Source organism: Streptomyces sp. NPDC111520 (genome assembly GCF_055635295.1).
In genome coordinates this window covers 416,479-438,311 of sequence record NZ_JBVKBW010000006.1, presented here as the reverse complement: position 1 = coordinate 438,311, position 21,833 = coordinate 416,479, and the positions used below count along the sequence as shown (strand labels likewise).

The 21,833-nt window shown below is 68.0% G+C and carries 24 protein-coding genes, 1 tRNA gene and 1 pseudogene; 20 read left to right on the top strand and 6 right to left on the bottom strand.

Annotated features, from left to right (window positions below; genetic code table 11):
* Positions 1-272: 272 nt before the first annotated feature.
* The gene (locus ACZ7MY_RS16910) at positions 273-965 is read right to left on the bottom strand and encodes a HEPN domain-containing protein (RefSeq protein WP_499602533.1); all 693 of its coding nucleotides are present in this window, start codon (positions 963-965) and stop codon (positions 273-275) included.
* Entirely contained in the window at positions 958-2,019 is a 1,062-nt protein-coding gene (locus ACZ7MY_RS16905) for a GmrSD restriction endonuclease domain-containing protein (RefSeq protein ID WP_499602531.1), read from the bottom strand. The genes ACZ7MY_RS16910 and ACZ7MY_RS16905 overlap by 8 nt, the downstream gene beginning before the upstream one ends.
* Positions 2,020-2,586: 567 nt before the next feature.
* On the opposite strand from ACZ7MY_RS16905, the pseudogene ACZ7MY_RS16900 reads away from it, so the two are divergent.
* A pseudogene (locus tag ACZ7MY_RS16900) lies at positions 2,587-3,755 on the top strand (IS30 family transposase).
* A 70-nt stretch (positions 3,756-3,825) separates the two neighbouring features.
* On the opposite strand, the gene ACZ7MY_RS16895 reads toward ACZ7MY_RS16900, so the two are convergent.
* Both ACZ7MY_RS16895 and ACZ7MY_RS16890 read right to left on the bottom strand, forming a co-directional pair.
* Positions 3,826-4,608 (bottom strand): hypothetical protein, encoded by a 783-nt coding sequence (locus ACZ7MY_RS16895; protein WP_499602530.1) that lies wholly within the window; start codon positions 4,606-4,608, stop codon positions 3,826-3,828.
* On the bottom strand, positions 4,593-5,678 hold the full coding sequence (locus ACZ7MY_RS16890; protein ID WP_499602529.1) for a DUF1152 domain-containing protein: 1,086 nt from the start codon (positions 5,676-5,678) through the stop codon (positions 4,593-4,595). The genes ACZ7MY_RS16895 and ACZ7MY_RS16890 overlap by 16 nt, the downstream gene beginning before the upstream one ends.
* A gap of 85 nt (positions 5,679-5,763) precedes the next feature.
* Here ACZ7MY_RS16890 and ACZ7MY_RS16885 point away from each other — a divergent pair, with 85 nt between their 5' ends.
* The 14 genes from ACZ7MY_RS16885 (at position 5,764) to ACZ7MY_RS16820 (ending at position 14,757) form a co-directional block, all read left to right on the top strand.
* A complete protein-coding gene (locus ACZ7MY_RS16885; protein WP_499602527.1) occupies positions 5,764-6,504 on the top strand; it encodes a GntR family transcriptional regulator in 741 nt (246 codons plus the stop codon).
* A gap of 279 nt (positions 6,505-6,783) precedes the next feature.
* Entirely contained in the window at positions 6,784-7,230 is a 447-nt protein-coding gene (locus ACZ7MY_RS16880; RefSeq protein ID WP_499602525.1) for an ATP-binding protein, read from the top strand.
* 101 nt (positions 7,231-7,331) lie between these two features.
* Complete coding sequence (locus tag ACZ7MY_RS16875) at positions 7,332-8,060, top strand: GntR family transcriptional regulator (protein WP_499602523.1); 729 nt, start codon at positions 7,332-7,334, stop codon at positions 8,058-8,060.
* Between the two features lie 137 nt (positions 8,061-8,197).
* Positions 8,198-8,551 (top strand): SCO3933 family regulatory protein, encoded by a 354-nt coding sequence (locus ACZ7MY_RS16870; protein ID WP_499602522.1) that lies wholly within the window; start codon positions 8,198-8,200, stop codon positions 8,549-8,551.
* A gap of 5 nt (positions 8,552-8,556) precedes the next feature.
* Complete coding sequence (locus tag ACZ7MY_RS16865; RefSeq protein ID WP_499602520.1) at positions 8,557-9,933, top strand: FtsK/SpoIIIE domain-containing protein; 1,377 nt, start codon at positions 8,557-8,559, stop codon at positions 9,931-9,933.
* Between the two features lie 81 nt (positions 9,934-10,014).
* Positions 10,015-10,221 (top strand): hypothetical protein, encoded by a 207-nt coding sequence (locus ACZ7MY_RS16860; protein WP_499602518.1) that lies wholly within the window; start codon positions 10,015-10,017, stop codon positions 10,219-10,221.
* A 3-nt stretch (positions 10,222-10,224) separates the two neighbouring features.
* Positions 10,225-10,848: a DUF2637 domain-containing protein gene (locus ACZ7MY_RS16855; protein ID WP_499602516.1), complete on the top strand. Its 624-nt coding sequence runs from the start codon at positions 10,225-10,227 to the stop codon at positions 10,846-10,848.
* A 16-nt stretch (positions 10,849-10,864) separates the two neighbouring features.
* Positions 10,865-11,050: a hypothetical protein gene (locus ACZ7MY_RS16850; RefSeq protein ID WP_499602514.1), complete on the top strand. Its 186-nt coding sequence runs from the start codon at positions 10,865-10,867 to the stop codon at positions 11,048-11,050.
* Positions 11,050-11,241, top strand: coding sequence for a mobile element transfer protein (locus ACZ7MY_RS16845; protein WP_431965683.1), 192 nt, complete (start codon positions 11,050-11,052; stop codon positions 11,239-11,241). Before ACZ7MY_RS16850 ends, ACZ7MY_RS16845 begins: the two co-directional genes overlap by 1 nt.
* 10 nt (positions 11,242-11,251) lie before the next feature.
* Positions 11,252-11,446: a hypothetical protein gene (locus tag ACZ7MY_RS16840; protein ID WP_499602512.1), complete on the top strand. Its 195-nt coding sequence runs from the start codon at positions 11,252-11,254 to the stop codon at positions 11,444-11,446.
* 14 nt (positions 11,447-11,460) lie between these two features.
* Positions 11,461-11,742: a SpdD protein gene (locus ACZ7MY_RS16835; protein ID WP_499602510.1), complete on the top strand. Its 282-nt coding sequence runs from the start codon at positions 11,461-11,463 to the stop codon at positions 11,740-11,742.
* Entirely contained in the window at positions 11,739-13,193 is a 1,455-nt protein-coding gene (locus ACZ7MY_RS16830; RefSeq protein ID WP_499602508.1) for a replication initiator, read from the top strand. The genes ACZ7MY_RS16835 and ACZ7MY_RS16830 overlap by 4 nt, the downstream gene beginning before the upstream one ends.
* Before the next feature lie 20 nt (positions 13,194-13,213).
* The gene (locus tag ACZ7MY_RS16825) at positions 13,214-13,387 is read left to right on the top strand and encodes a helix-turn-helix transcriptional regulator (protein WP_026251821.1); all 174 of its coding nucleotides are present in this window, start codon (positions 13,214-13,216) and stop codon (positions 13,385-13,387) included.
* Complete coding sequence (locus ACZ7MY_RS16820; protein ID WP_499602506.1) at positions 13,384-14,757, top strand: tyrosine-type recombinase/integrase; 1,374 nt, start codon at positions 13,384-13,386, stop codon at positions 14,755-14,757. Before ACZ7MY_RS16825 ends, ACZ7MY_RS16820 begins: the two co-directional genes overlap by 4 nt.
* A gap of 109 nt (positions 14,758-14,866) precedes the next feature.
* Here the strand turns inward: ACZ7MY_RS16820 and ACZ7MY_RS16815 are convergent, their stop codons facing one another.
* Both ACZ7MY_RS16815 and ACZ7MY_RS16810 read right to left on the bottom strand, forming a co-directional pair.
* Complete coding sequence (locus ACZ7MY_RS16815; RefSeq protein ID WP_499602504.1) at positions 14,867-15,499, bottom strand: hypothetical protein; 633 nt, start codon at positions 15,497-15,499, stop codon at positions 14,867-14,869.
* A gap of 525 nt (positions 15,500-16,024) precedes the next feature.
* A tRNA-Arg gene (locus ACZ7MY_RS16810) sits at positions 16,025-16,096 on the bottom strand.
* A 249-nt stretch (positions 16,097-16,345) separates the two neighbouring features.
* Here ACZ7MY_RS16810 and ACZ7MY_RS16805 point away from each other — a divergent pair.
* From ACZ7MY_RS16805 to thrC, 5 genes are all read left to right on the top strand, one after another.
* Positions 16,346-16,780: a response regulator gene (locus ACZ7MY_RS16805; RefSeq protein ID WP_499602758.1), complete on the top strand. Its 435-nt coding sequence runs from the start codon at positions 16,346-16,348 to the stop codon at positions 16,778-16,780.
* Between the two features lie 76 nt (positions 16,781-16,856).
* Positions 16,857-17,834 carry an ArgS-related anticodon-binding protein NrtL gene (gene nrtL / locus ACZ7MY_RS16800; RefSeq protein ID WP_499602503.1) on the top strand — a complete coding sequence of 326 codons (978 nt, stop codon included), beginning with the start codon at positions 16,857-16,859 and terminating at the stop codon, positions 17,832-17,834.
* Between the two features lie 19 nt (positions 17,835-17,853).
* On the top strand, positions 17,854-19,245 hold the full coding sequence (gene lysA / locus ACZ7MY_RS16795; protein WP_499602502.1) for a diaminopimelate decarboxylase: 1,392 nt from the start codon (positions 17,854-17,856) through the stop codon (positions 19,243-19,245).
* 126 nt (positions 19,246-19,371) lie between these two features.
* Positions 19,372-20,664, top strand: a complete 1,293-nt coding sequence (locus ACZ7MY_RS16790) for a homoserine dehydrogenase (RefSeq protein WP_499602501.1) — start codon at positions 19,372-19,374, stop codon at positions 20,662-20,664.
* Between the two features lie 7 nt (positions 20,665-20,671).
* Positions 20,672-21,760: a threonine synthase gene (thrC, locus tag ACZ7MY_RS16785; protein WP_499602500.1), complete on the top strand. Its 1,089-nt coding sequence runs from the start codon at positions 20,672-20,674 to the stop codon at positions 21,758-21,760.
* Positions 21,761-21,833 lie beyond the last annotated feature (73 nt).

The window sequence follows — 21,833 nt, the reverse complement described above, 5'->3', positions numbered from 1 at the left end:
GGAAGGCGAAGATCGCTTGAGACGCCACCCGTGCTGGCACTGGCCGATGAAGCGCACGCCCGTTGACGCTGACCGGGGAATACTACTGACGAGCGAACGGTTGGACCGTTCTTGAGTCCGGCGCTCGTCAGTACGACGTGGTGACGAGCGTACTATGGCGCGCCATCCTGAACTCCTTAAGGATGGGAGCTGGCTCCGGCGAGGTTCCGGGTAGCAAAATGACTGCGAAGAGCGTACGACTTGGTGATCGTTTAATTCCCGTGAGCGTAATTTCACCTGGGATCTCTGTAGAAGTCTCTCTTGACAGCTTTTGACTCCACGTCAATCAAGAAATCGCACCAGCGTCTCTCCCAGATATCCACTAGTTTTCTGATTTCACCGATTGAGTAAGCCCGGCCAACTTCTTCGGGAGTCCTCTGTCCATGGGCTACGCTGTTCCTTTCGGAAACTACGGTATCGATTCGCCCCCATGCTTCACGAAGAATTGGCCCCGGCGCGGACAGTCCGAAAGCCTGGCAGAACGTCACAACTTGCGGAGTTTTCATGTGACTACCATCGTTGGGGAAAATATTTGCATTTATGGAGCAGGCCCTGTCGATGAGGGCGTCCACAACGCCTCGGCCTGACCCTCTCCAGATTTGAGCGGCAGATATATCGGTTAGGGCTTGCAGTTTGGAATGAATCGCAAATACTTGAAACTCAGGCCTAAGCCTCTTGTTGCCCAGTCTCAGTTGAACCGCGGCCTCAAGCAGTGTGCGAGAGATCCCTTTGAGAAGGTTTTCGTATGCCGCATAGATCAACACAATGCTGAGGCCCCTAGCCTCTCGCGAAATGTCGATCGGCGAGTTACTGCCCGCGGCTCCCGGTGACGAATCGGTCGCGTCGAGCATCTTCCGAACTACGTCGATGCGCTGCCGAAATTCCTTTTCTAGAGGAGTCCGGTCGAATATGGGGCGCCTAGCCAAGGAATTTGTCCCTAGCGAACTCGATGCGGCCTCGCACGCGGGAGCGACTGTTGGTCGCCCCTGTCACCAGAGCGCGAAGCTCCTCCGAAGATACCCAACTAGTATCTCGTACGGCGAGCTTGGGGGAGATGTGAAGAGCCAAGGCGGCGCCCACTGAAATTGCCTCATACAGGTTGACGGGCGTTTGCCCCTTCCTGGTTTTAAGGCCGTCAGGAAAACACTTGGAAAGGTATGTAAACGTCTTTTCGAAAATTGCCTCGCGTGCCGCAATTTTGGGCGTCTTGTGGGCGTCTGCGATGAAATCATCGAGAAATTCCTTGACCGAGTGCTCAAACTTTTGGTACCTGTCAAGAAATGCAAAGAATCGCAGGATGAAATCCTCGCGGGTGCCGTCCTTTTGGCGGGCCGTGGGGAGTTTCACCACCGTATTAAAGTCTTCATTTTCGGCGAGCTTGGTAAGGAGGTTTACGAACTCACCCCTGTATACGCACTCGCGGATCTCTTGGTTGGTAAGTTCGATGCCTCCAGTATTCAGACGCTCGAAAAGGTCGTAACGCACCTGGAGCTCGCTCTTGTCGTTGAGGATGATGATCTTCAGGGGGCGATCCTCAAAGGTTGAGCGAATGTCCTCGGGTAGCTCGTCGAAGGAAAAATCTTCAAACGTTGTTAGCTTTTCAAGGTTGGACAGGCGTAGCGGGTACCCCGTCAGGTTGGCTGCGTTTCTGGTTTGCGTGTCTCCTGCAAAATTCACCAGAGTTAGAAGTCTTTGGAGTCCGTCAACTACTTCCCATCGCGTCAGCTCTCCGCTGACGCTATTGGTTGCCATAAAGAGAGGCGGTACGGGGATCCCCAAAAGGACTGATTCAATCAGTCGTGACTGGCGATATCCATCCCATCGGAACTGTCGCTGATACACGGGTGCGATGTCAATGCGTTTCTTGTAGACTCGACGCAGCAATTCATCGACGGTTACGTCATATGTATCGAAATCGACTTTTCGGCGCTGGGATGCGAGCTGAGTCCGCTGTTCTGTCGGGGCGATTGGCGTGGTCAAATGACGAGTTCCTGTCTGGGGTGCTGGTTCTGATCCGGGCCGACCACACCAAACATACTCATGCACGGCCGTTCTCAGGGACCCTATGAAGGGATGGATCTTGTCACCGGTGCGAGCTGCACCTGAGGGGCACGATCCGAGCGAGGTCGGTGGAGCGGGTTTGGTCGGTGGCCTGCCTGGGTTGGGGCCGGGCATGAGCAGGGGGCCGTACGCTGGTTGGCAACTCGGGGAGGCTTGTCCCTGCCCGCAATGTGTCCGAGTGGCCCCCTGGTCTTGCTCGGCGCGGGTCCCGGATCGGGGAGGTGGCTAAAGCCGCGGAGCCGACCGCCCCAGCCAAAGCGGGTTTCTCTCCACTCCACCCCTCGCTGTTTGGCGTGCGGCCGGCGGCCGGGCCGGAGCGGGGCGAAGACAGGAGCGGCGGCCCGAGGCGCCGGCCGCACGCCGCCGCGCTCTGCGCGGCGGGAGCGCCTTGAACCCGTGGAGAAGGTTGTAACTCAGCGACTGACGGCGTGCCTGGGCGGATTCAGTCGGTCGCCGCAACGCCTTGGTGAGTCGAGAAGATTCTCGATGAGCTGGGGAGGTTCGGGATTGCGTCCACATCTGACGGTGGAACAGCGGCAGTTGGCGTTGCGGCTGAAAGCCAGGGGCTGTCCTTACGGGAGATCGGCTTCCAGGTGGGCTGCTCGCATCAGACGGTGGCACTGATCGCGAGCCACGCGTCGCGGCGGCCGCTTCGCTGGGACGGGTGGGTGCCCGGACCGGGACGGCTGACATTGGCCGACCGGGAGGAGATCACCCTAGGCCTACATGCCGGGGAATCGTTCACCCTGATCGCCGCCCGGCTGGGCAGGGCGACGTCCACGGTCTCGCGGGAGGTCACCGCGAACGGCGGCCGCGTCGAGTACCGGGCGTGGCGGGCGCATCAGCGTGCTCGCGAGCAGGCCCGGCGGCCCAAGACCGGCAGGCTGGCCTGCCCCCGGTTGGCGGCCCAGGTCACCGCCTGGCTGGCCGACCGGTGGTCGCCGATGCAGATCTCCCACCGCTTGCGTCTCGAGTTCCCCAGCGATCCCCTGATGTGGGTGAGCCACGAGACCATCTACAAGGCGCTCTACGTGCAGGGCTGCGGCGAGCTGCGCCGAGAGTTGGCCCGCTGCCTGCGCACCGGCCGGGTCAAGCGCCGGCCCCGCGGCCGCGGCGAGAACACAGGTCGGATCCGCGACATGGTGATGATCAGCGAACGGCCCGCCGAGGTCGAGGACCGGGCCGTGCCCGGTCACTGGGAAGGCGACCTGATCATCGGCAAGAACGGCAAGTCCGCGGTCGGCACTCTGGTCGAGCGCACCACCCGCTACCTACTGCTGCTACATCTGCCCGGCGGCCGCGACGCGCACCTGGTCGAACACGCCATACGGCAGGCCATCACCGCGCTGCCCGCCGAGCTGACCCGCACCCTCACCTGGGACCAGGGCAAGGAAATGGCCCACCACGCCGACTTCACCCTCGCCACCGGCATCCCGGTCTACTTCTGCGACCCGCACAAGCCCTGGCAGCGTGGATCCAACGAGAACACCAACGGGCTGCTGCGCCAGTACCTACCCAAAGGCACCGACTTGTCGGTGCACTCGGCCGACGACCTCGCCCGAATCGCCCGCAGCCTCAACGGTCGGCCACGCGAGACCCTCGGCTACCTGACACCATCAGAAAGGCTCGCCGAACTTACTGCGCACACCGGTTGAATGCGCCCTCTCAAGAATCAACTGAGCCTAGACAGACTGACGGCGTGCCTGATCATGGCCAGCGGGGCCGTCAAAACGGTGGTTCGTCTGCGTCGCTTGCACTGGACCAAGGGCCCGCAGACCACACTGACGTTCCAATGGGTGGCAGATCGCTGTCGCAGAATTCGAAGGGGTTCTGCTGACCTTCGAGCCCTGAGGAGTCTTCGCCCCATGCGTCGAGGGCGTCGATGGCTCGTTCGCGGTGCTGCCATAGTTCGCTGGTGCCGAGGACCTGGCGAACCAGGGGGACCAAGGCGGTTCGGTGGTGCTGCAGTTGGGGATCGTCCACCAGCGGGATGCACGCGGCGATGGCTGCTTCGCGAATGCGGAGGTCGGGGTCCTCTGTGAGGTCGAAAGCGGTTGTGAACAAGAGCGGTCGCATCTTGCGGATGTCGACTGCCTGCGGGTAGTCGTCGAGCGGGAATCCGTTCTCTCGGCGTGAGTCTTCTAGGTCGTCCGAAGCCGTTTGTCCTACTGAGGCAATCCACGCAAGCAGCTCGGCACGCAAAGGGAGCCGCTGATCCGTAGCGATGTTCGTGCGTGGGTCTCGCAGGACGGATGCGACGTACAGCGCTGCCGGCACGGTTGCCTCGTAGAGAGTGCCCTGGTGGTGCACGGTGCCGAACAGGAACTGCAGCGCCGCTTCTCTGGCGTGTCCATCGTCGCTGAACAGTGCGGGCAGCTGCGCGGGTACATCTACGGCCAGCCCGTAGGCGTGCCACAGGGAGGCCCAATCGGTGTCCAACAAGACGCTCTCGGGCGTGGGCAAGCCTCCCGAGGGGGAAGACTCTTCGCCCGTCACGAGATCCGCCATAGGGGCGCTGTGTACTGGTTCGGGTACGTATCGATGAGGAGTGCGCGGAGTTCTTGGCGCTGCGATCCGGGGAGACCGAGGGATTCCGTCAACCTGCGGAACGTCGTGTGGGTGACCCCGCGGCCCCGGGCCTCTGCTTCAAAGCGGCTGAGCTCGCCGAGGACGTTGTCGGGGTCCAAGGGCACGGCACGCTGCTCGGAGAGCCACAGTGCCTTGTTCCGCTCGTAGTCGATCTCGGAGTATCCACAGATCTCGCGACTGTGCTGCTCGGCCTCTTCGAGACTGCTCGTTGATACGAGGGCACGGGACAGCGTGTTGCGATGCAGCGCGTTGTCGAGGTCAGCCTCGTGGACAGTCGGGCCTTCGTCGGTCAGATGGACCGGGAGGCCGGCGTCTCGGATCTCGCACAGGCCGCGCACACCTCGCGCCGCGGCACCGAGCATCGCGGTGGCTTCGGAGGGGTGCCACTCCAAAACGGACGCGATGGGCTCCACGTCCTCTGCTGTGAGGGTGTGGGTAATCGGCCCGAGAGCTTCGATGAGGTCCCGGGCCGGAAGCTCTCCGTCGAGGCCGGGGCCAGCGATCAGGAGACGGACAGGCATCTTGAGCTGTGCGCAGGCAGCGAGGGTGAGGGCGTCCGCAAGAGGGCTCTTGAGAGTGGGCTCGTCGCCGCGAGCGAGGATGTCGCCGCCCACGTCCAAGAGGTCAACGGACTCGGGGGACAGCTCGGCTATGAGCTCATCGAGTTGCTGGACTATGCCGACTGCGCCGCGGCGTGGGTCGATCAGAGCCAGGGAGTGCGGCAGTGCGGCGGCCAAGCGCGGGAGGGTTGAGCCGGCGGGGGCGACGGGCTCGGCATCTGGGGGGACGGCGTACACGCTTGGCGTCAGCTGACGCAGGCCGTTGAAGTCGGCCGGACTGCGGGGCCCCGGCAACGGGTCGACGATCAGGCGGTCCCAGGCGTAGGTAAGGATCACCGCCGGGTCTCCGTCGCCGTACAGGGCGGCGTCCAACATTGCGGCGGCGACAGCGTCGCCCCCTCCTCCGGCTGCCACGATCAACCGCGTCACGTGGCCAGCGTACGGGTTCAGGTATTGGCCACTCACCCTATAGTGGCCAGAGGTAATAGCCACTTGAAGGGGATGGGAGGCTGTGATGCCGCAGATCGAGGAGGCTCAGCCGAAGTACCTCCAGATCGCGCACCACATCCGCGATCAGATCTTGCGCGGTGACCTCAGGCCGGGGGACGAGGTGCCGTCGGAGCGGCAGTTGGCGACGGACTGGAACGTGTCGCGGCCGACAGCTGCCCGCTCGCTGGAGGCGCTGAGCAATCAGGGCCTTGTGGAGAAGCGGCAGGGGTCGGGGACGTACGTGCGCGGCGTGGAGGTCAACCGGCGGGCCCGGGAGCTCTACGGTCGGGCACGGCAGACGGGGAAGATTTACACGGCTGGCGAGTATGCGGTGATTACGTCTGCGGGATGGCTTGATGCGCCGGACTACGTTGCTGATGCTCTGGGCTTGACGAAGGAGCGCCGGGCTGTGCATCGCCGGCGGGTGACCAGCAACCAGACTGGGCCTATCACCCTGTCGACGTCGTGGTTCGCGCCGGACATGGCTCAACGGGCACCCAGGCTCATGGACCCCGAGCGTATCCAGGAGGGCACGCTGCTGTACGTGGAGCAGATGACGGGGCGCCAGGGGAGCTATGCGGAAGACCGCATGAGCGCCCGCACCGCGACGGAGGAGGAGACGGCGGACCTCGGCCTGGAGGCTGGATCAGCTGTCCTTATCGTGCACCACGTGGTCTATGACCTGCAGGACCGGCCGTTGGAGTTCGCCGAGGCCACCTACCCGCCCAACCGGTGGGCGTTCGAACAGGGTTACCCGCTGACCTGATCGATTCGGGCCAAGTGCCCCGAACCCCTTGCCTGACCTAAGTGGCTAATGCCACTATCCACGAAGTGGCTAATGCCACTTCGAGGGAAGGGGCGCGGTGTGAGCGGTGAAAGGCCGTTAGGGAACCGGAGATCTGCCTGCCGGGGGTGCCGCGGTCGGGGCTGGAAGTTCGTCAGCTCCCGCACGTCGTTGGCGTTATCCGTTGCCAATGGGCGCCCCCGCGCCGTCTCCAAGCGGCGCTGCCTTGACTGCGATGGGACTGGCAAGGAGTAACCGCGGATGGATGGCATCAGCAAGGGGCGCCGTGACCACGGCGCTGAGGACGGCGAAGTGCTCGGCTCGATGACCCTGTACCCGCTGCCTGAGTCGGTGTGCCGGGCTCGTCGCTGGTTCAGGCACTTCATCACCAAGCACGAAGTGGCCTGTTCGGTCGACGACTGCGTGTTGATGATCTCGGAGCTGGTGACGAACGCGATTCTCTACGGGCGAGCCGAGGAGGAATGGCTCGTGCGAGTGGAGTGGCGGCGGGACGGGAAGTCCCTGCGGGTTGACGTGCACAACCCGGGCTTCCCGGCGAGCGTCCGGCTGCGGTACCCGGCGGCCAATGAGGCCCATGGGCGTGGGCTGGGCCTGGTCGATGCCTTGTCGGACTCCTGGCGTGCCGGCCCGAGCCGCTTCGGCGGGACGGTCGTGTCGTTCGAGATGTCCGACGCCTGGCCGTCGTGAGTGGGCTGCGGTCCGGCTCGTCAGCCAGCTAGCGTGCGTGTCAGCCAGCTGGGTACGCTGGTTGACCAGTTGACTTGACCGATCCCGACTAGGCGGCGCCCGTGGCGTACGAAGTGGCTGCACCAAAGTACGTGCGGCTCGCGCAGACGATCCAAGGTCGGATCGAGGACGGCACCTACCCGCCGGGATCGCTGGTGCCGAGCGAGAACCAGCTCGTGCAGGCATTCGGGATGTCGCGGCCGACTGTTGTTCGGGCCCTCGAACTGCTCAAGCGGGACGGCTGGCTGGAGTCCCGGCAGGGTTTCGGGACGATCGTGCGTGGCCGTCCGGAGGTCGTCGAGCAGCGTGACCGCCGAGGCCGTGAAGCCTTGGAGCGGGACGAGTCGCGGATTCCGGGGCGCCTCGTCGAGGTGGGGGAAGTCCAGGTACCGCGCCGAGTCGCGTCCTTGCTCGGCCTGCCGCAGGGAGCCAAAGCGCTCGTGCGCCGCCTTCTGGTCGAGGAGGACGGTGAGCCCGTGGAGCTTGCTTCTTCCTACTTCCCGGCCGGCCTGGTCGAGGGGACTGAGCTCGGCAGCTCCGAACTTCTGGCTGAGAGCCCGCGAGCGCATCTCGAAGCGCGCAAAAAGGTGCGCTTCGATCACGTCACCGAGCGCGTCTCGGCGCGTCTTGCGGGCGACGAGGATGCGGGCCTGCTGGGTCTGGCCGCGGGGGACCCCGTGCTCGGCGTTCTGGTGGTGGCGCGTGATGCCTCTGGGAGGGTGTTGCAGATCGTCGATGTTCTGCTCCCCGCCGACCGGCAGGAACTTGAAGACACCTATCGAGTCAACTGACCTGCGGCTAGGCCTCGGTTGAGGTCTTGCGGCCCTTCAACTCCACTTGACAAGTCAACCTGGCGTCCTTAGTTTTGAACTTGCTAAGTCAACCTGTCAGGTGGCGGGTTGATGTGACCCGACAAGGGAGATCTGTTGTGCGTGTGATCCGTGTCGAGACCTCGGCGGCGACGATCCTGCTGACCGAGGCACCTTCGCCCAAGGTCCGGGACCGGCAGACCGGCGAGATTGCCAAGGACGCCGTAAGCGGCGAGGTCCTGATGACCGTGGGCGTCGTCTACATCGACGAGGGGGAGTCCTCGCTGATCCAGGTCACCGTGCCGGAGAGCGGGGTGACCGAGGGGCTGTCCGTGGGCTCGCCGGTTGCGCTGCCCGGCCTGGTGGCCCGTCCGTGGGAGAGCGTCTTCAACGGGCAGAGCCGCCATGGCATCGCCTACCGGGCTCTCGCCGTGGCGCCCGGCGTGTTCGCGACGGCCGGACAGGAGGCCTGACACCAGTGTCCGACCTGCTGACGCTCGTGGAGGTGGGTGGGCCGCTCGCTGCGGTAGGTGGCGCGGCCTACGCCCGGCACGCGCATCCGGCGGCGTACTGGTCCACGGTCGGGCTGCCGTTATCGGTGGCCCGGCTGCTGGCCTCCTACTCCTCCACCATGGAGGCATGCGGCCTGACGGTCGAGCCGTCCCGCTGGCGGGCTCTGGCCATCAGGGCGACCACTCGTCGAGAGGTCCGTCCCGTGCCGCCGCGCCGCGGGCTGGTTCGGCCGACATCGACAGGCTTCCGCATGCGGCTTCGCCTGGCCCCGGGACAGGAGCCGGCAGACGTGGCCGCCTCCACCGAGCGACTGCGCCATGCCTGGGGCGTCCATGCGGTCCACGTCCGGGACATCAAGCCTGGCGTCGTCGAACTGCGGCTGGTCGGCTACGACGTGCTGCGGAAAGTGCGGATGCCCCGGAAGACGGGCGCCGACTTCCTCAAGATCCCGGTGGCACTACGGGAGGACGCAACCGCCTGCGTCCGTGACTACCGCGTCGTGCCGCACCAACTCGTCCTCGGCGCGACCCTGTCGGGCAAGTCCATGTTCCTCCGGAATCTCTTCACCGGACTGGCCCGACAGCCCGTCGTCCTCGTGGGGATCGACTGCAAGCGCGGAGTGGAGTTAGCGCCCTTCGCCGCTCGGCTCTCGGCTCTGGCGACCGATCCGGCGCAGGCGGCGGAACTCCTGCCGGCGCTCGTCCGGGAGATGGAGGACCGCTACGACCTGATCAAAGCCCGGCAAGGAATTGCCCCCGGTGCGTCGGACGAGGAGATCACCTCGGACATCTGGGGTCTCCCCGAGGACAGGCGCCCGCCCCCGATCGTGCTGTTCATCGACGAGGTGGCCGAACTGTTCCTCGTCGCGACCCGGAAGGACGAGGAACGGCGCGACGAGATGGTCACGCATCTCATCCGGCTCGCCCAACTCGGCCGCGCCGCAGGCATCTACCTGGAAGTCTGCGGCCAGCGCTTCGGTGCCGAACTGGGTAAGGGAGCCACCATGCTCCGGGCCCAGCTCACCGGCCGCGTGTGCCACCGGGTCAACGACGAGGCCTCCGCGAAGATGGCGCTCGGCGACATCGCCCCTGAGGCTGTCGAAGCCGCGTGCGCCATCGCACCGGAACGCCCCGGGCTCGCCGTCGTCGGTGACACCTCCGGCGGCTGGTCCCGCATCCGCACCCCCTACCTGTCCCTCGCCGAAGCGGCTGCCATCTGCCGTGAGACGGCCGATCTCGCGCCGGATGTGCCCGCTCTTGTGCCGTTCCGCCCTGACGTGCCCACAGCTGCACTGCAGAAGCTCCCGACGGCGGCCCCTCTGCATCGTCCGGTGACCGAGTAGCCGCTCCTCAACCCTCCGCCGGCACGAGCAATTCGCGCCACGTCCCTACCCAGCCACGCCCTGAGTCCGGAAGGAGAACCTGTGTCCCGTCCCTCCGTATCCGAGGTCTCCGCCTTCGTCGCCGACCTGGTCGCCTACCGCAAGTTCGGTGCCGGTGACCTGTCCGATTTGATGTCGCGCAAGGCCGACTTGCTGGAGCGCATCGCCGCCGAGTCCCCAGGCGACGCCGCAAAGGCGGAGATCGCTGCCGAGGCCCGTGCCTACGCCGACCGGCTGCGGGGCGAGTAGCCCATGCGTGCCCTTCTGGCCCGAGTCGATGCGGTGCTGATTCAGGCGGTCATCGCTGCCGCGCTGTCCTTCGCCCACCTGCACGACATCGCCGCGGCGGCCGGACAGGACGGCTGGAAGGCCTGGGCCTACCCCATCTCCGTCGACCTCCTGTTGGTGGCGGCCTGGAGGCGGTTGCGATCCGGGAGCTCCCGGGCGGCTGGCTGGTGCTGGTTCCTGATCTCCCTGGTCGCCTCACTGGGCGCCAACGTCGCCACCGCGGGACTGCTCGACCTGGCCGACGTACCGGCGTGGCTGCGCATCCTCGTCGCGGGCTGGCCGGCGGTCGCCTTCCTCGGCGGCACGCTGCTCGCCCACACGGCGCCGATGCCCTCCACCGCCGACGAACCGCACGACGACGCGGACGCGGAGCCGTTGCCGGAACCACGGGCCGAACTGCCCGCACCCCCTGCAAACCCTCCCGCCCGGCCGAAGGCGGAGGTCCCGCCCGCCCTCGTCGAGCACGCCCGCAAGATCGCCGACGACCACCGGGTCCGGACCGGAACCGCCATCGACACGCCCACACTCCGCGCCCGGCTCGGCGTCGCCGCCCCACTCGCCGAAGCCATCGCCGCCCAACTCACCTGACCTGGAGCAACTGCCCTTGCGCCCGACCACCCTGCGCGCCCTCAAGCGCGCCGCAGAACTCGTCCGACAGAACCAGTTCACCGAAGCCGTGCTCGTTGCCGAGCCGGTCATCCTCGCCGCCGACCACGCCGAAGGAGCCGAGATCCGCCGCTGGCTGACCGAGCACGTCCACGACTTCACCAACCACCAGGAGGCCTCTTAATGCCCGCCAATCGCCGGTTCCGCAACGTCCGCCGCATCGGCCCCGTACAGGTCGCCACCTACTTCGACGGCCGCGGCCGCACCAAGCACACCGCCGCATGCACCGTCCCGCGCTGCGGCTTCTCCACCGACTACGACAGCCGCCCGGCCGCAGAACTCGCCGCCCGCACCCACCGCTGCTCGGCCCGCTGAGGAGGCACCCGTGACCGTCACCCTGCCGCTCGTCGCCGTTCTGGGCGTCACTGCCTGGGCCGCGATCAAGTTCCTCGGAGTCCGCATCTGGGTCGCCGTAGTGATCGCCCTCTTCGGCTTCTACCTCGCCGACACCTTCCTCGCCCCCGCCATCGACTCCGGCACCCGCTCCGGGGTCGAGATCGTCAACGGCACCCACGACTGAGAGGAGCAGCACCCATGCTCCGCCCCAAGCTCCCCGTCATGCCCGACACCCCGGCGGTCCGGGACGACCACGCGCAGGCCTGCTCCTGCCGTCACTCGGCAGCCCAAGCGGTGACACAGGCGACTGCCCGCACCGTCACGCCCTACGTGAGTGCCGGGGCCAGCCTCGTCGTGGCCCTGGTCGTCGTCGGCATCGTCCTGACCGCGCTGCTGGCCACCGTCGCCCTCACCGCTGTGGCCGTGGCCATCGCTGCCCTGGTACTGCGCTCCCTGTTCAACACAACCACCGAACGATGACGGCCCGCCGGGGCGGCAACACGCCGCCAAGCATCCGACCGCCCCGGCAGGCCCAGCCCCTCACGAGCGAAGCCGAAAGGACAGAGGACATCATCACCCGCCCCGCAACACCCCCAGTAGCCGAGCTCGGGCAACTCGCCTCCCTCGGCACCCTCCCCGCCCTCGCCCGACAGCTGTCCGGGCTCGGCGGCTGCGCACGACCGGTACGACTCGACGGCTACCAAACGGAACACCGAGTCGACCCGGCAACCGGCGAGATCGGACCCGTCCTGCACCACATCGACTCGACGACGCTCCCCGCCGGCCGACTCCTCGTGCCGTGCAAGAACCGTCGGGCGACTCGATGCACCGCCTGCGCGGAGACCTACCGCCGCGACACCTACCACCTGATCACCGCAGGCCTGCGCGGCGGCAAGGGAACCCCCGAGCACGTGGCCACGCACCCCCGGGTGTTCGCCACCTTCACCGCGCCTGGCTTCGGGCGCGTCCACAACCGGCCCACCGACAGCCGCGGAGAAGTGCGCCCCTGCCGATGCGGCCTGCTCCACCACCAGGAGGACGACGTCCTCGGTACACCGCTTGACCCGGACACCTACGACTATGAAGCGGCCGTTCTGTGGAACGCGCACGCCGGAGTCTTATGGCGGCGCTTCTCCATTTACCTGCGCCGCGAGGTCGCCAAGCGCGCCGGACTGACCCAACGCGCCTTCCGCGACCACGCGCGGCTGTCCTTTGCCAAGGTGGCCGAGTACCAGAAGCGCGGCGCCGTACACTTCCACGCGGTCATGCGCCTCGACGGCCCGGAGGGCGGCTCCACACCGCCCCCGGCCTGGGCCACCCCCGAGCTACTGGCCGACGCGATCCACGCCGCGGCTGCACTGGCCTCTGTCGACGGCCCGATGATCGACGGCCGCGCGTACTCCTTCGCATTCGGTCGCCAACTCGACGTCCGCACTATCCGCGGCGCGGACTTCGACGGTGGCACCGAGCTGACGGAGCGCGCTGTCGCGGCCTACATCGCCAAGTACGCCACCAAAGGCGCCGAGGCGGCCACCGGCACCCTCGACCGCCCGCTGAGGCTGCTGGCCGAACTGGGGCATCTGCCGATCTCCGACCACGCACGCCGCATGATCCGCACCGCCTGGACCCTCGGCGCACGCCCCGAACTCGAAGAGCTCCGGCTGCGCGCCTGGGCCCACATGCTCGGCTTCCGCGGCCACTTCTCCACCAAGTCCCGCCGCTACTCCACCACCCTCGGCGCCCTGCGCAACGCCCGCGCCGAATGGCGACGCACTGAGGCCCTGACCGCGCTCGGCATCGACCGTCACGACGAGACGACTTTCGTCATTTCCCACTGGGTCTTCGCCGGCACCGGCTTGACGCCGGGCGAGGCCTGGCTCGTGGCCTCACTCGCCCCCGCCCTCGGAACGGAAGGAGAACCAACACCGTGACTGGCAGCCGCGACGAACTGATGACCGTCCCGCAGATCCTCGCCGAACTCGGCGGGGTGTCCCGGCGCACCTTCTATCGCTGGCGTGAACTGGGCCACGGCCCGGATGCCTTCAAGTTGCCGAACGGCGAGCTGCGAGTGTGGCGCAGCGACTTCGTTGCCTGGCTTCGGCAATTGGAAGGGACCGCGGCATGAAGTCTCTGCAGGTCAAAATCTGGGGCGTCCGTAAGGGGCCCTACAAGACACCGTCATACGACGTGCGCTGGTCGGTGGCCGGCCAGGTGTTCTCCGAGACGTTCAGGACAAAGGGCCTCGCCGACCACTACCGCTCCAAACTGCTGCGGGCCTCGCACGACGGTGAGGAGTTCGACGTCGAGAGCGGCCTCCCCGAGTCAATGGCGGAGAAGAAGGCCTTACTGACCTGGTACGAATTCGCGCTCAGGTACCTCGCCATGAAGTGGCCGCATGCAGCGCCGAATACTCGCGTCAGCATCAATGAATCCCTGGCGTCGGTGACTGTGGCACTCCTCGATGACCGTCCTGGCCGTCCGGCCGCGGAGGAGCTGCGGAAGGCCCTTCGCAACTGGGCATTCGTTCTGCCGGGGCCGAATGACCGGGAAATCCCACCGGACATGGGAAACGTACTTCACTGGGTCGCCAAGGCCTCGCGCCCCCTCGCTGATCTCGGTGACCCCGTGATCGCTCGCGCCGTACTGGATTCCCTCAAGCTCAAGCTCGACGGCACTGCCGCAGCTGCCGAGACCGTACGTCGGAAGCGACGGACCCTCGTCAACGCCATGCATTACGCGGTCGACCTGGGCGAGTTCTCCGAGAATCCGCTCGCCGGCGTGCGGTGGCAAAAGCCCAAGGTTTCCAGCGAAGTAGACCCTCGGGTTGTCGCCAACCCTCACCAGGCCCGCTCCCTGCTGTGCGCCGTGTCCTATGTCGGCGGCTACCGGCGTGCCCGTGGTCGACGTCTGGTCGGCCTGTTCGCGGCGATGTACTTCGGGGGCCTGCGCCCCGCTGAAGCGGTCGGGCTTGCCGAGACTGATCTCACCCTGCCCGCCACCGGATGGGGCTCCGCCCTGCTGCACCGAACGCGCCCGAGTGTCGGGAAGCTGTGGACCGACTCGGGGGAGAGCCATGACGATCGCGGGCTGAAGAACAGGCCGGCCGAGGACGTGCGGCGGGTTCCGATCCCTCCGCAGCTCGTGGCGATCTTCCGGGAACACGTGGACACGTTCGGCACGGCCGACGGCGGACGGCTGTTCTTCAGCGAGGGTGGAGGAGTGGTCTCCTCGTCCTCCTACTACCGGGCCTGGCAGGAGGCTCGCCTGCTTGCGCTACCGCCGGCCGTGGCCGCATCGCCCCTGGCCCGGCGTCCGTACGACCTGCGGCACTCGGCGCTGTCGACGTGGCTGAACGCGGGCGTGGATGCCACGGAGGTTGCCGAACGAGCGGGCAACAGTGTGGAGGTGCTGCTGAGTCGGTACGCGAAGTGCATCGACGGGCGGCAGGAGGTTGCGAACCGCCGTATCGAGGACCTGTTGCGCGAGTACGAATGATCTATGGCGTACTCCCGTGCCCGTGAGGCGCGGTGCGATCTCGACGATGCCGATGTTGCAGGAGGCTTGCGGTGCCCTCGTTATTGCGAGGCACCGCAAGCCTTTTGGCTTATTGAGAGTTGTAAGCCTTGATGCTTACTGCCGGGCCGTTGGAGTTGCGTGCCACCGCGGCGGCCGCTTTGCCGGTCACGCGCACGACTGTCGTGCCGTGGGCAGGTACCTTCGCCAGGCCACCGATCGCAGTGACCTCGACGGCTTGCTGCGTGACTCCCTTGGGCGGCTGGTCCCACAGGATGTAGGCGATCCGTACGGAGACTGGGAGGTCGTCTTCGTTGGTCAGCCTGACTGCCGAGAAGCGTTCGAACCTGCTTATCTCGCGGCCGCGACTGTCCAGTGCCTGAGTCGTCACGTCGTGTGCTCCAGCGGGAACCCGTGCGATGGCCGTGCTCCGCACCGTCACCCGCACGTCCGCCACGTCGTGCGCACCCGAACCGGAGAACCGAAGAATGTCGATGCCCGCCCCCCAAGGCACCACGAGGGTGCCTCGGTCACTGCCGTAAATCGTGCTCACCTTCACCTGAGGCAGTACTTGATCATTCTTGTCCAGCGCCTCGAAGGACAGCACCGGGACCACAGATCCCGGAGAATCGTTTTGGATCTCCAGTTGTTGATTCATGGTCTCGTCCACGCCGGAGTCGCCGACGTAGTGAAACGACAATGCCTTGGACAGTACGCGGCTCACTGATGCAGCCTCAGAACGGCGTACTTCCGGTGCTTTATTAGCCTGTGCGGCCGGACCGCACCCTGACAAAAGTGCCCCGCTCGCAACCACCGACATACTCCCGGCAAGCAATCTTCGCCGACTCTCGTTCACGGCACGCACCCCTCCCATTGATCACTGCCGGCCGGACGCTACCTGATCCTCTGGGCCCTGGTTGCGGCGCCCCCATCTCGGACTCGTGATTCACGTGAGTACTGCACGTTCTGCACTGGGCTGCCTCAGGCGAGTGCCTTCATCTGCCATGTGCTGCTGGATACGCATCGCAGAAGCTGCGCATCCTCGACCATGACGTGAGGGCGGGGCCAGGGGCCGCAGCTCTCGTTGTTTCTCACCGCTGACCTGGGCCGATGCCTCAAGATCCCGTCCACGGATAGTCCACAGGCCCCGTCCTACGCCCACTTCCCGCGGCACACGCCTGCGCATACGCAAAGACCCCGCACTCAGCGTCTTGGCTGGTGGCGGGGTCTTTTGGCACCTCGTGCGAGGTGCCCCCGGCAGGATTCGAACCTGCGCACACGGCTCCGGAGGCCGTTGCTCTATCCCCTGAGCTACGGGGGCGTGTCGTCCGCCGTGGCGGCGACGGGTGAAACCTTACCAGCCTGGAAGGGGTGTCCGTGTACAGGGTTTCCGGGGAGGCGGGTTGTGGACCCGGGACCGCCGGCGGAGGCCCCGCGCGGCGTGCCCCGCGCCGCGTGCCCGTGGCATAGCCCATGGCGGCGGGGCGTGTCCGGTGCACCCGTGCCGGGTCGCCCGGTCGGGGAAGGAATGGGGAAAACGCGGACGCATCCGATCCTGCGCGCCTAGCATCTGAATGTGCCGGGCGTGTCCGGCCGGGTGCTTGTCGTCGACGACAACAAGGTGATCCGGCAGCTGATCAGGGTCAACCTCGAGCTGGAGGGCTTCGAGGTCGTGACCGCGGCTGATGGTGCCGAGTGCCTGGACGTCGTGCAGCAAGTGCGTCCCGACGTCGTCACCCTCGACGTCGTCATGCCCCGCCTCGACGGCATAGGGACGGCAGCCCGCCTGCGCTCCGACCCCCGCACCCGTGACGTGCGGATCGTCGTCGTCAGCGCCTGCACCCAGGCCGAGGTCGAGCGTGCCGTCGCCGCCGGCGTGGACGCCTTCCTCAGCAAGCCCTTCGAGCCCGGCGAGCTGATCCGTGTCGTACGGCGGCTCGTCGGCGGCGTCGACACCGACACCCCGCAGGAAGGCGCGCCCGCCGCCACCCCGGGGCCTGCCTGACCGGCGGTGACCAGGGATGACCAAAGGGTGAAACCCGTTCGCGTCCGCACCCCCCTCCTCGCCTACGCTTGCGCTTGTGACCCCCGCTGAGCTCTCCCGCACCGTGCTCGCCACGGTCCGTCGTGCCGTGGAGGCCGACGAGCTCAGCCTCGCGGGCCCCGTCCCCGAGCGGGTCGTCGTACGCCGCCCGCCGCGTCCCGGGTGCGGGGACTACGCCACCAACGTGGCCCTGCAACTGGCCCCCCTCACCGGCGCCGCGCCGCTCGCCGTCGCCGACGTCCTCCGCCGCCGCCTCGCCGCCGCCCCCGGCATCGCCCGGGTGGACGTGGCCGCACCCGGCTTCCTCAACATCACCCTCCAGGGGGAGTCCCACGAGGCCCTCGTCGACCTCGTCCGCGCGCAGGGCAAGCGTTACGGGGTGGGGGAGTACGGGGCCGGCGACGTCCCCGCGCCCACCGGCGAGCCCCGCGCCGACGCCTACGCCGCCGCCCTCCACCGACTGCACGCCGCCACCGGCATCGAGCCCCCCGCCCGCCGGCCCCACCCCGTGGCGCAGACCCCGGACGAGCTGCTGCGCACCCTCGGCGCAGACGCCACCGCCTGGGCCCTGCTGCGCCCGCCCGCCGAGGACGCCCCCCGCACCGACCCCGCGACGCACCTGGCGCAGCGCGAGGGCAACCCCCTGTTCCTGGTCCGGTACGCTCACGCCCGCAGCCGGGCCCTGCTGCGAGGCGCCCACGACCTGGGCCTGGGACCCGGCGCCGCGTCCGGCCCCCGGGACCCCGCGGAGGCCGAACTGCTCGGCCTGATCGCCGACTTCCCCCGCACCGTGGAGGCGGCGGCCCGGCACGGCGCGCCCGACCGGGTGGCGCGGCTGCTGGAGCGCATCGCCGACGCCTTCCTCCGCTTCCACGAGGAGTGCCCGGCGCTGCCGAAGGGCGAGGAGAAACCCTCGGCCGTTCACGGGGCCCGCCTGGCGCTCGCCGACGCCGCCGGGACCGTGCTCGCCAACGGCCTGACCCTGCTCGGCATCAGCGCCCCCCGACACCTGTGAGAGCAGAGAGCACACGACGATGAGCCGTTCCGCACACCCCGCCGGGCCCCGCTACGCCGACGTCCTCCCCGAGGGCCACTACGCGGCGCCGCCCGCCGACCTGAACGTCCTGGACCCCCGGGTCTGGGCCCGCACCGTCACCCGGGACGCCGAGGGCGTCGCCACCGTGGGCGGTCTGGACGTCCGCGCCCTCGCGGAGGAGTTCGGCACCCCCGCCTACATCCTGGACGAGGCCGACTTCCGGGCCCGCTGCCGTGCCTGGCGCGAGGCCTTCGGGGCGGACGCCGACGTCTTCTACGCGGGCAAGGCCTTCCTGTCCCGCGCCGTGGTGCGCTGGCTGCACGAGGAGGGCCTCAACCTCGACGTGTGCTCCGGCGGCGAGCTGGCCGTGGCGCTGTCCGCGGGGATGCCGGCCGACCGGATCGCGCTGCACGGCAACAACAAGACCACCGCGGAGATCCGCCAGGCCGTCGAGGCCGGGGTGGGCCGGATCGTGGTGGACTCGTTCCAGGAGATCGTCCGGGTGGCGGACGCCGCGCAGAAGGCGGGCCGGCGGCAGCGGGTGCAGATCCGCGTCACCGTCGGCGTCGAGGCGCACACCCACGAGTTCATCGCCACCGCGCACGAGGACCAGAAGTTCGGCTTCTCGCTCGGCGGCGGGGACGCAGCCGAGGCGGTGCGCCGGGTGCTGCGCCTGGAGTCGCTCGAACTTGTGGGCATCCACTCGCACATCGGCTCGCAGATCTTCGACACCTCCGGCTTCGAGGTGGCGGCGCACCGGGTGATCGGCCTGCTGCGGCAGATCCGCGACGAGCACGGGGTGGAGCTGCCGGAGATCGACCTCGGCGGCGGTCTGGGCATCGCGTACACGCCGGACGACGACCCGCGCGAGCCGTACGAGATCGCCAAGTCGCTGGGCGAGATCGTCTCCCGGGAGTGCCGGGGCGCGGAGCTCGCGGTGCCGCGGCTGTCGGTCGAGCCGGGCCGGGCGATCGTGGGCCCGACGGCGTTCACGCTGTACGAGGTGGGCACGATCAAGCCGCTGGAGGGCCTGCGGACGTACGTCAGCGTGGACGGCGGCATGTCGGACAACATCCGCACGGCGCTGTACGACGCCGAGTACAGCGTGGCCCTGGTGTCGCGGTCGAGCGACGCGGAGCCGATGCTGACCCGGGTCGTGGGCAAGCACTGCGAGTCGGGCGACATCGTGGTGCGCGACGCCTTCCTCCCCGCCGACCTGGCGCCCGGCGACCTGCTGGCGGTGCCGGCGACGGGGGCGTACTGCCGCTCGATGGCCAGCAACTACAACCACGCCCTGCGCCCCCCGGTGGTGGCGGTCAGGGACGGCGAGGCCCGGGTCATCGTGCGGCGCGAGACGGAAGAAGATCTCCTGCGTCTCGACGTCGGATGACGTGGAATCTCACATGGAAGAAGCCTGGTCTCGCGATCCGGACAGTACGTGGAAACTTCCGTCCGGTGCGTGAGACTGGGACCGTCCAAGAAGCTTGCAAGAGCTGAAACCGCGAAGCGAGGTCGGATGATGCGTACGCGTCCGCTGAAGGTGGCGCTGCTGGGCTGTGGTGTGGTCGGCTCAGAGGTGGCGCGCATCATGACGACGCACGCGGACGACCTCGCCGCGCGGATCGGCGCACCCGTGGAGCTCGCCGGCATCGCCGTGCGCCGGCCCAACCGGGTGCGCGCCGGCGTACCCGCGGAACTGCTCACCACGGACGCGACCGCCCTGGTCAAACGCGGGGACATCGACGTGGTCGTCGAGGTGATCGGCGGCATCGAGCCCGCGCGCTCGCTGATCACCACCGCCTTCGAGCACGGCGCCAGCGTGGTCTCCGCCAACAAGGCGCTGCTGGCCGCGGACGGTGCCAAGCTGCACGCCGCCGCCGTCGAGCACGGGGTCGACCTCTACTACGAGGCCGCCGTCGCCGGCGCCATCCCGCTGATCCGCCCGCTGCGCGAGTCGCTGGCCGGCGACAAGGTGAACCGGGTGCTGGGCATCGTCAACGGCACGACCAACTTCATCCTCGACAAGATGGACTCCACCGGCGCCGGCTACTCCGAGGCGCTGGACGAGGCCACCGCCCTGGGGTACGCCGAGGCCGACCCGACGGCCGACGTCGAGGGCTTCGACGCCGCGGCCAAGGCCGCGATCCTGGCCGGCATCGCCTTCCACACCCGGGTGACCATCGACGACGTGCACCGCGAGGGCATCAGCGAGGTCACCGCGACCGACATCGCCTCGGCCCAGCGGATGGGCTGCACGGTGAAGCTGCTCGCGATCTGCGAGCGCAGCGCCGACGGCCGTTCGGTCACCGCCCGCGTCCACCCGGCGATGATCCCGCTGACGCACCCGCTGGCCAGCGTGCGCGAGGCGTACAACGCGGTGTTCGTGGAGGCCGCGGCGGCCGGCCGGCTGATGTTCTACGGTCCCGGGGCGGGCGGCTCGCCGACGGCCTCGGCGGTGCTGGGCGACCTGGTGGCGACCTGCCGCAACAAGTTGGTGGGCACCACGGGACCAGGGGAGTCGGCGTACGCGCAGCTCGCGGTCGGCCCGATGGGCGAGGTGGTGACGCGCTACCACATCAGCCTGGACGTGGCGGACAAACCGGGTGTCCTGGCCCAGGTGGCCACGGTCTTCGCGGAGCACCGGGTGTCGATCGACACCGTCCGTCAGCAGGGGAAGGACGGCGACGCGTCGCTCGTCGTCGTCACCCACCGGGCGGCGGACGCCGCGCTCGGGGCGACCGTCGAGGCGCTGCGCGAGCTGGACACCGTCCGGGGCGTCGCCAGCATCATGCGTGTGGAAGGGGAGTAACCCAGCGATGAACGCAGTCTCCGCCGGCCGTGTGCCGGCCACCCACCAGTGGCGCGGCCTCATCGAGGAGTACCGGGACCGGCTCCCGGTCGGTGCGGCGACCCCCGTGGTCACGCTGCTGGAGGGCGGCACGCCGCTGGTCCCCGCCCAGGTGCTGTCCGAGCGCACGGGCTGCGACGTGTTCCTGAAGGTGGAGGGCGCCAACCCCACCGGCTCGTTCAAGGACCGCGGCATGACCATGGCGATCTCCAAGGCCAAGGAGGAGGGCGCGCAGGCGGTCATCTGCGCCTCCACCGGCAACACCTCCGCCTCGGCGGCCGCGTACGCGGTGCGGGCCGGGATGGTGTGCGCCGTCCTGGTGCCGCAGGGCAAGATCGCGCTGGGCAAGATGGGCCAGGCGCTGGTGCACGGGGCGCGGATCCTTCAGGTGGACGGCAACTTCGACGACTGCCTGGACCTCGCCCGCGGACTGTCCGACAAGTACCCGGTGGCGTTGGTCAATTCGGTGAACCCGGCCCGCATCGAGGGCCAGAAGACCGCCGCCTTCGAGATCGTGGACGCGCTCGGCGACGCGCCGGACGTCCATGTGCTGCCGGTCGGCAACGCGGGAAACATCACCGCGTACTGGAAGGGCTACCGCGAATACTCCGCGGACGGCGTGTCGACGCGCAATCCGCGGATGTGGGGCTTCCAGGCCTCCGGTGCGGCGCCGATCGTGCTGGGCCACCCGGTGCGCCGGCCGCAGACGATCGCCACCGCGATCCGCATCGGCAACCCGGCGTCCTGGCAGTTCGCCGAGGAGGCCCGCGACGAATCCGGCGGCCTGATCGACTCGGTGACCGACCGTCAGATCCTGTCGGCGTACCGGCTGCTCGCCGCGCAGGAGGGCGTCTTCGTCGAGCCGGCCTCCGCCGCGAGCGTCGCCGGGCTGCTGAAGGCCGCCGAGCAGGGCGAGGTCGACCCGGGCCAGCGGATCGTCTGCACGGTCACCGGCAACGGCCTGAAGGACCCGGACTGGGCGGTCGCCGGTGCGCCGCAGCCCATCACCGTTCCGGTGGACGCGGACACGGCCGCGGAGCGGCTGGGGCTGCTCTGAACCCCCGAGGGACAACAGGGGCGCACGGATTCGCACGCGACACGCATCACGCGCTGTCCGTGCGCCCTATGTC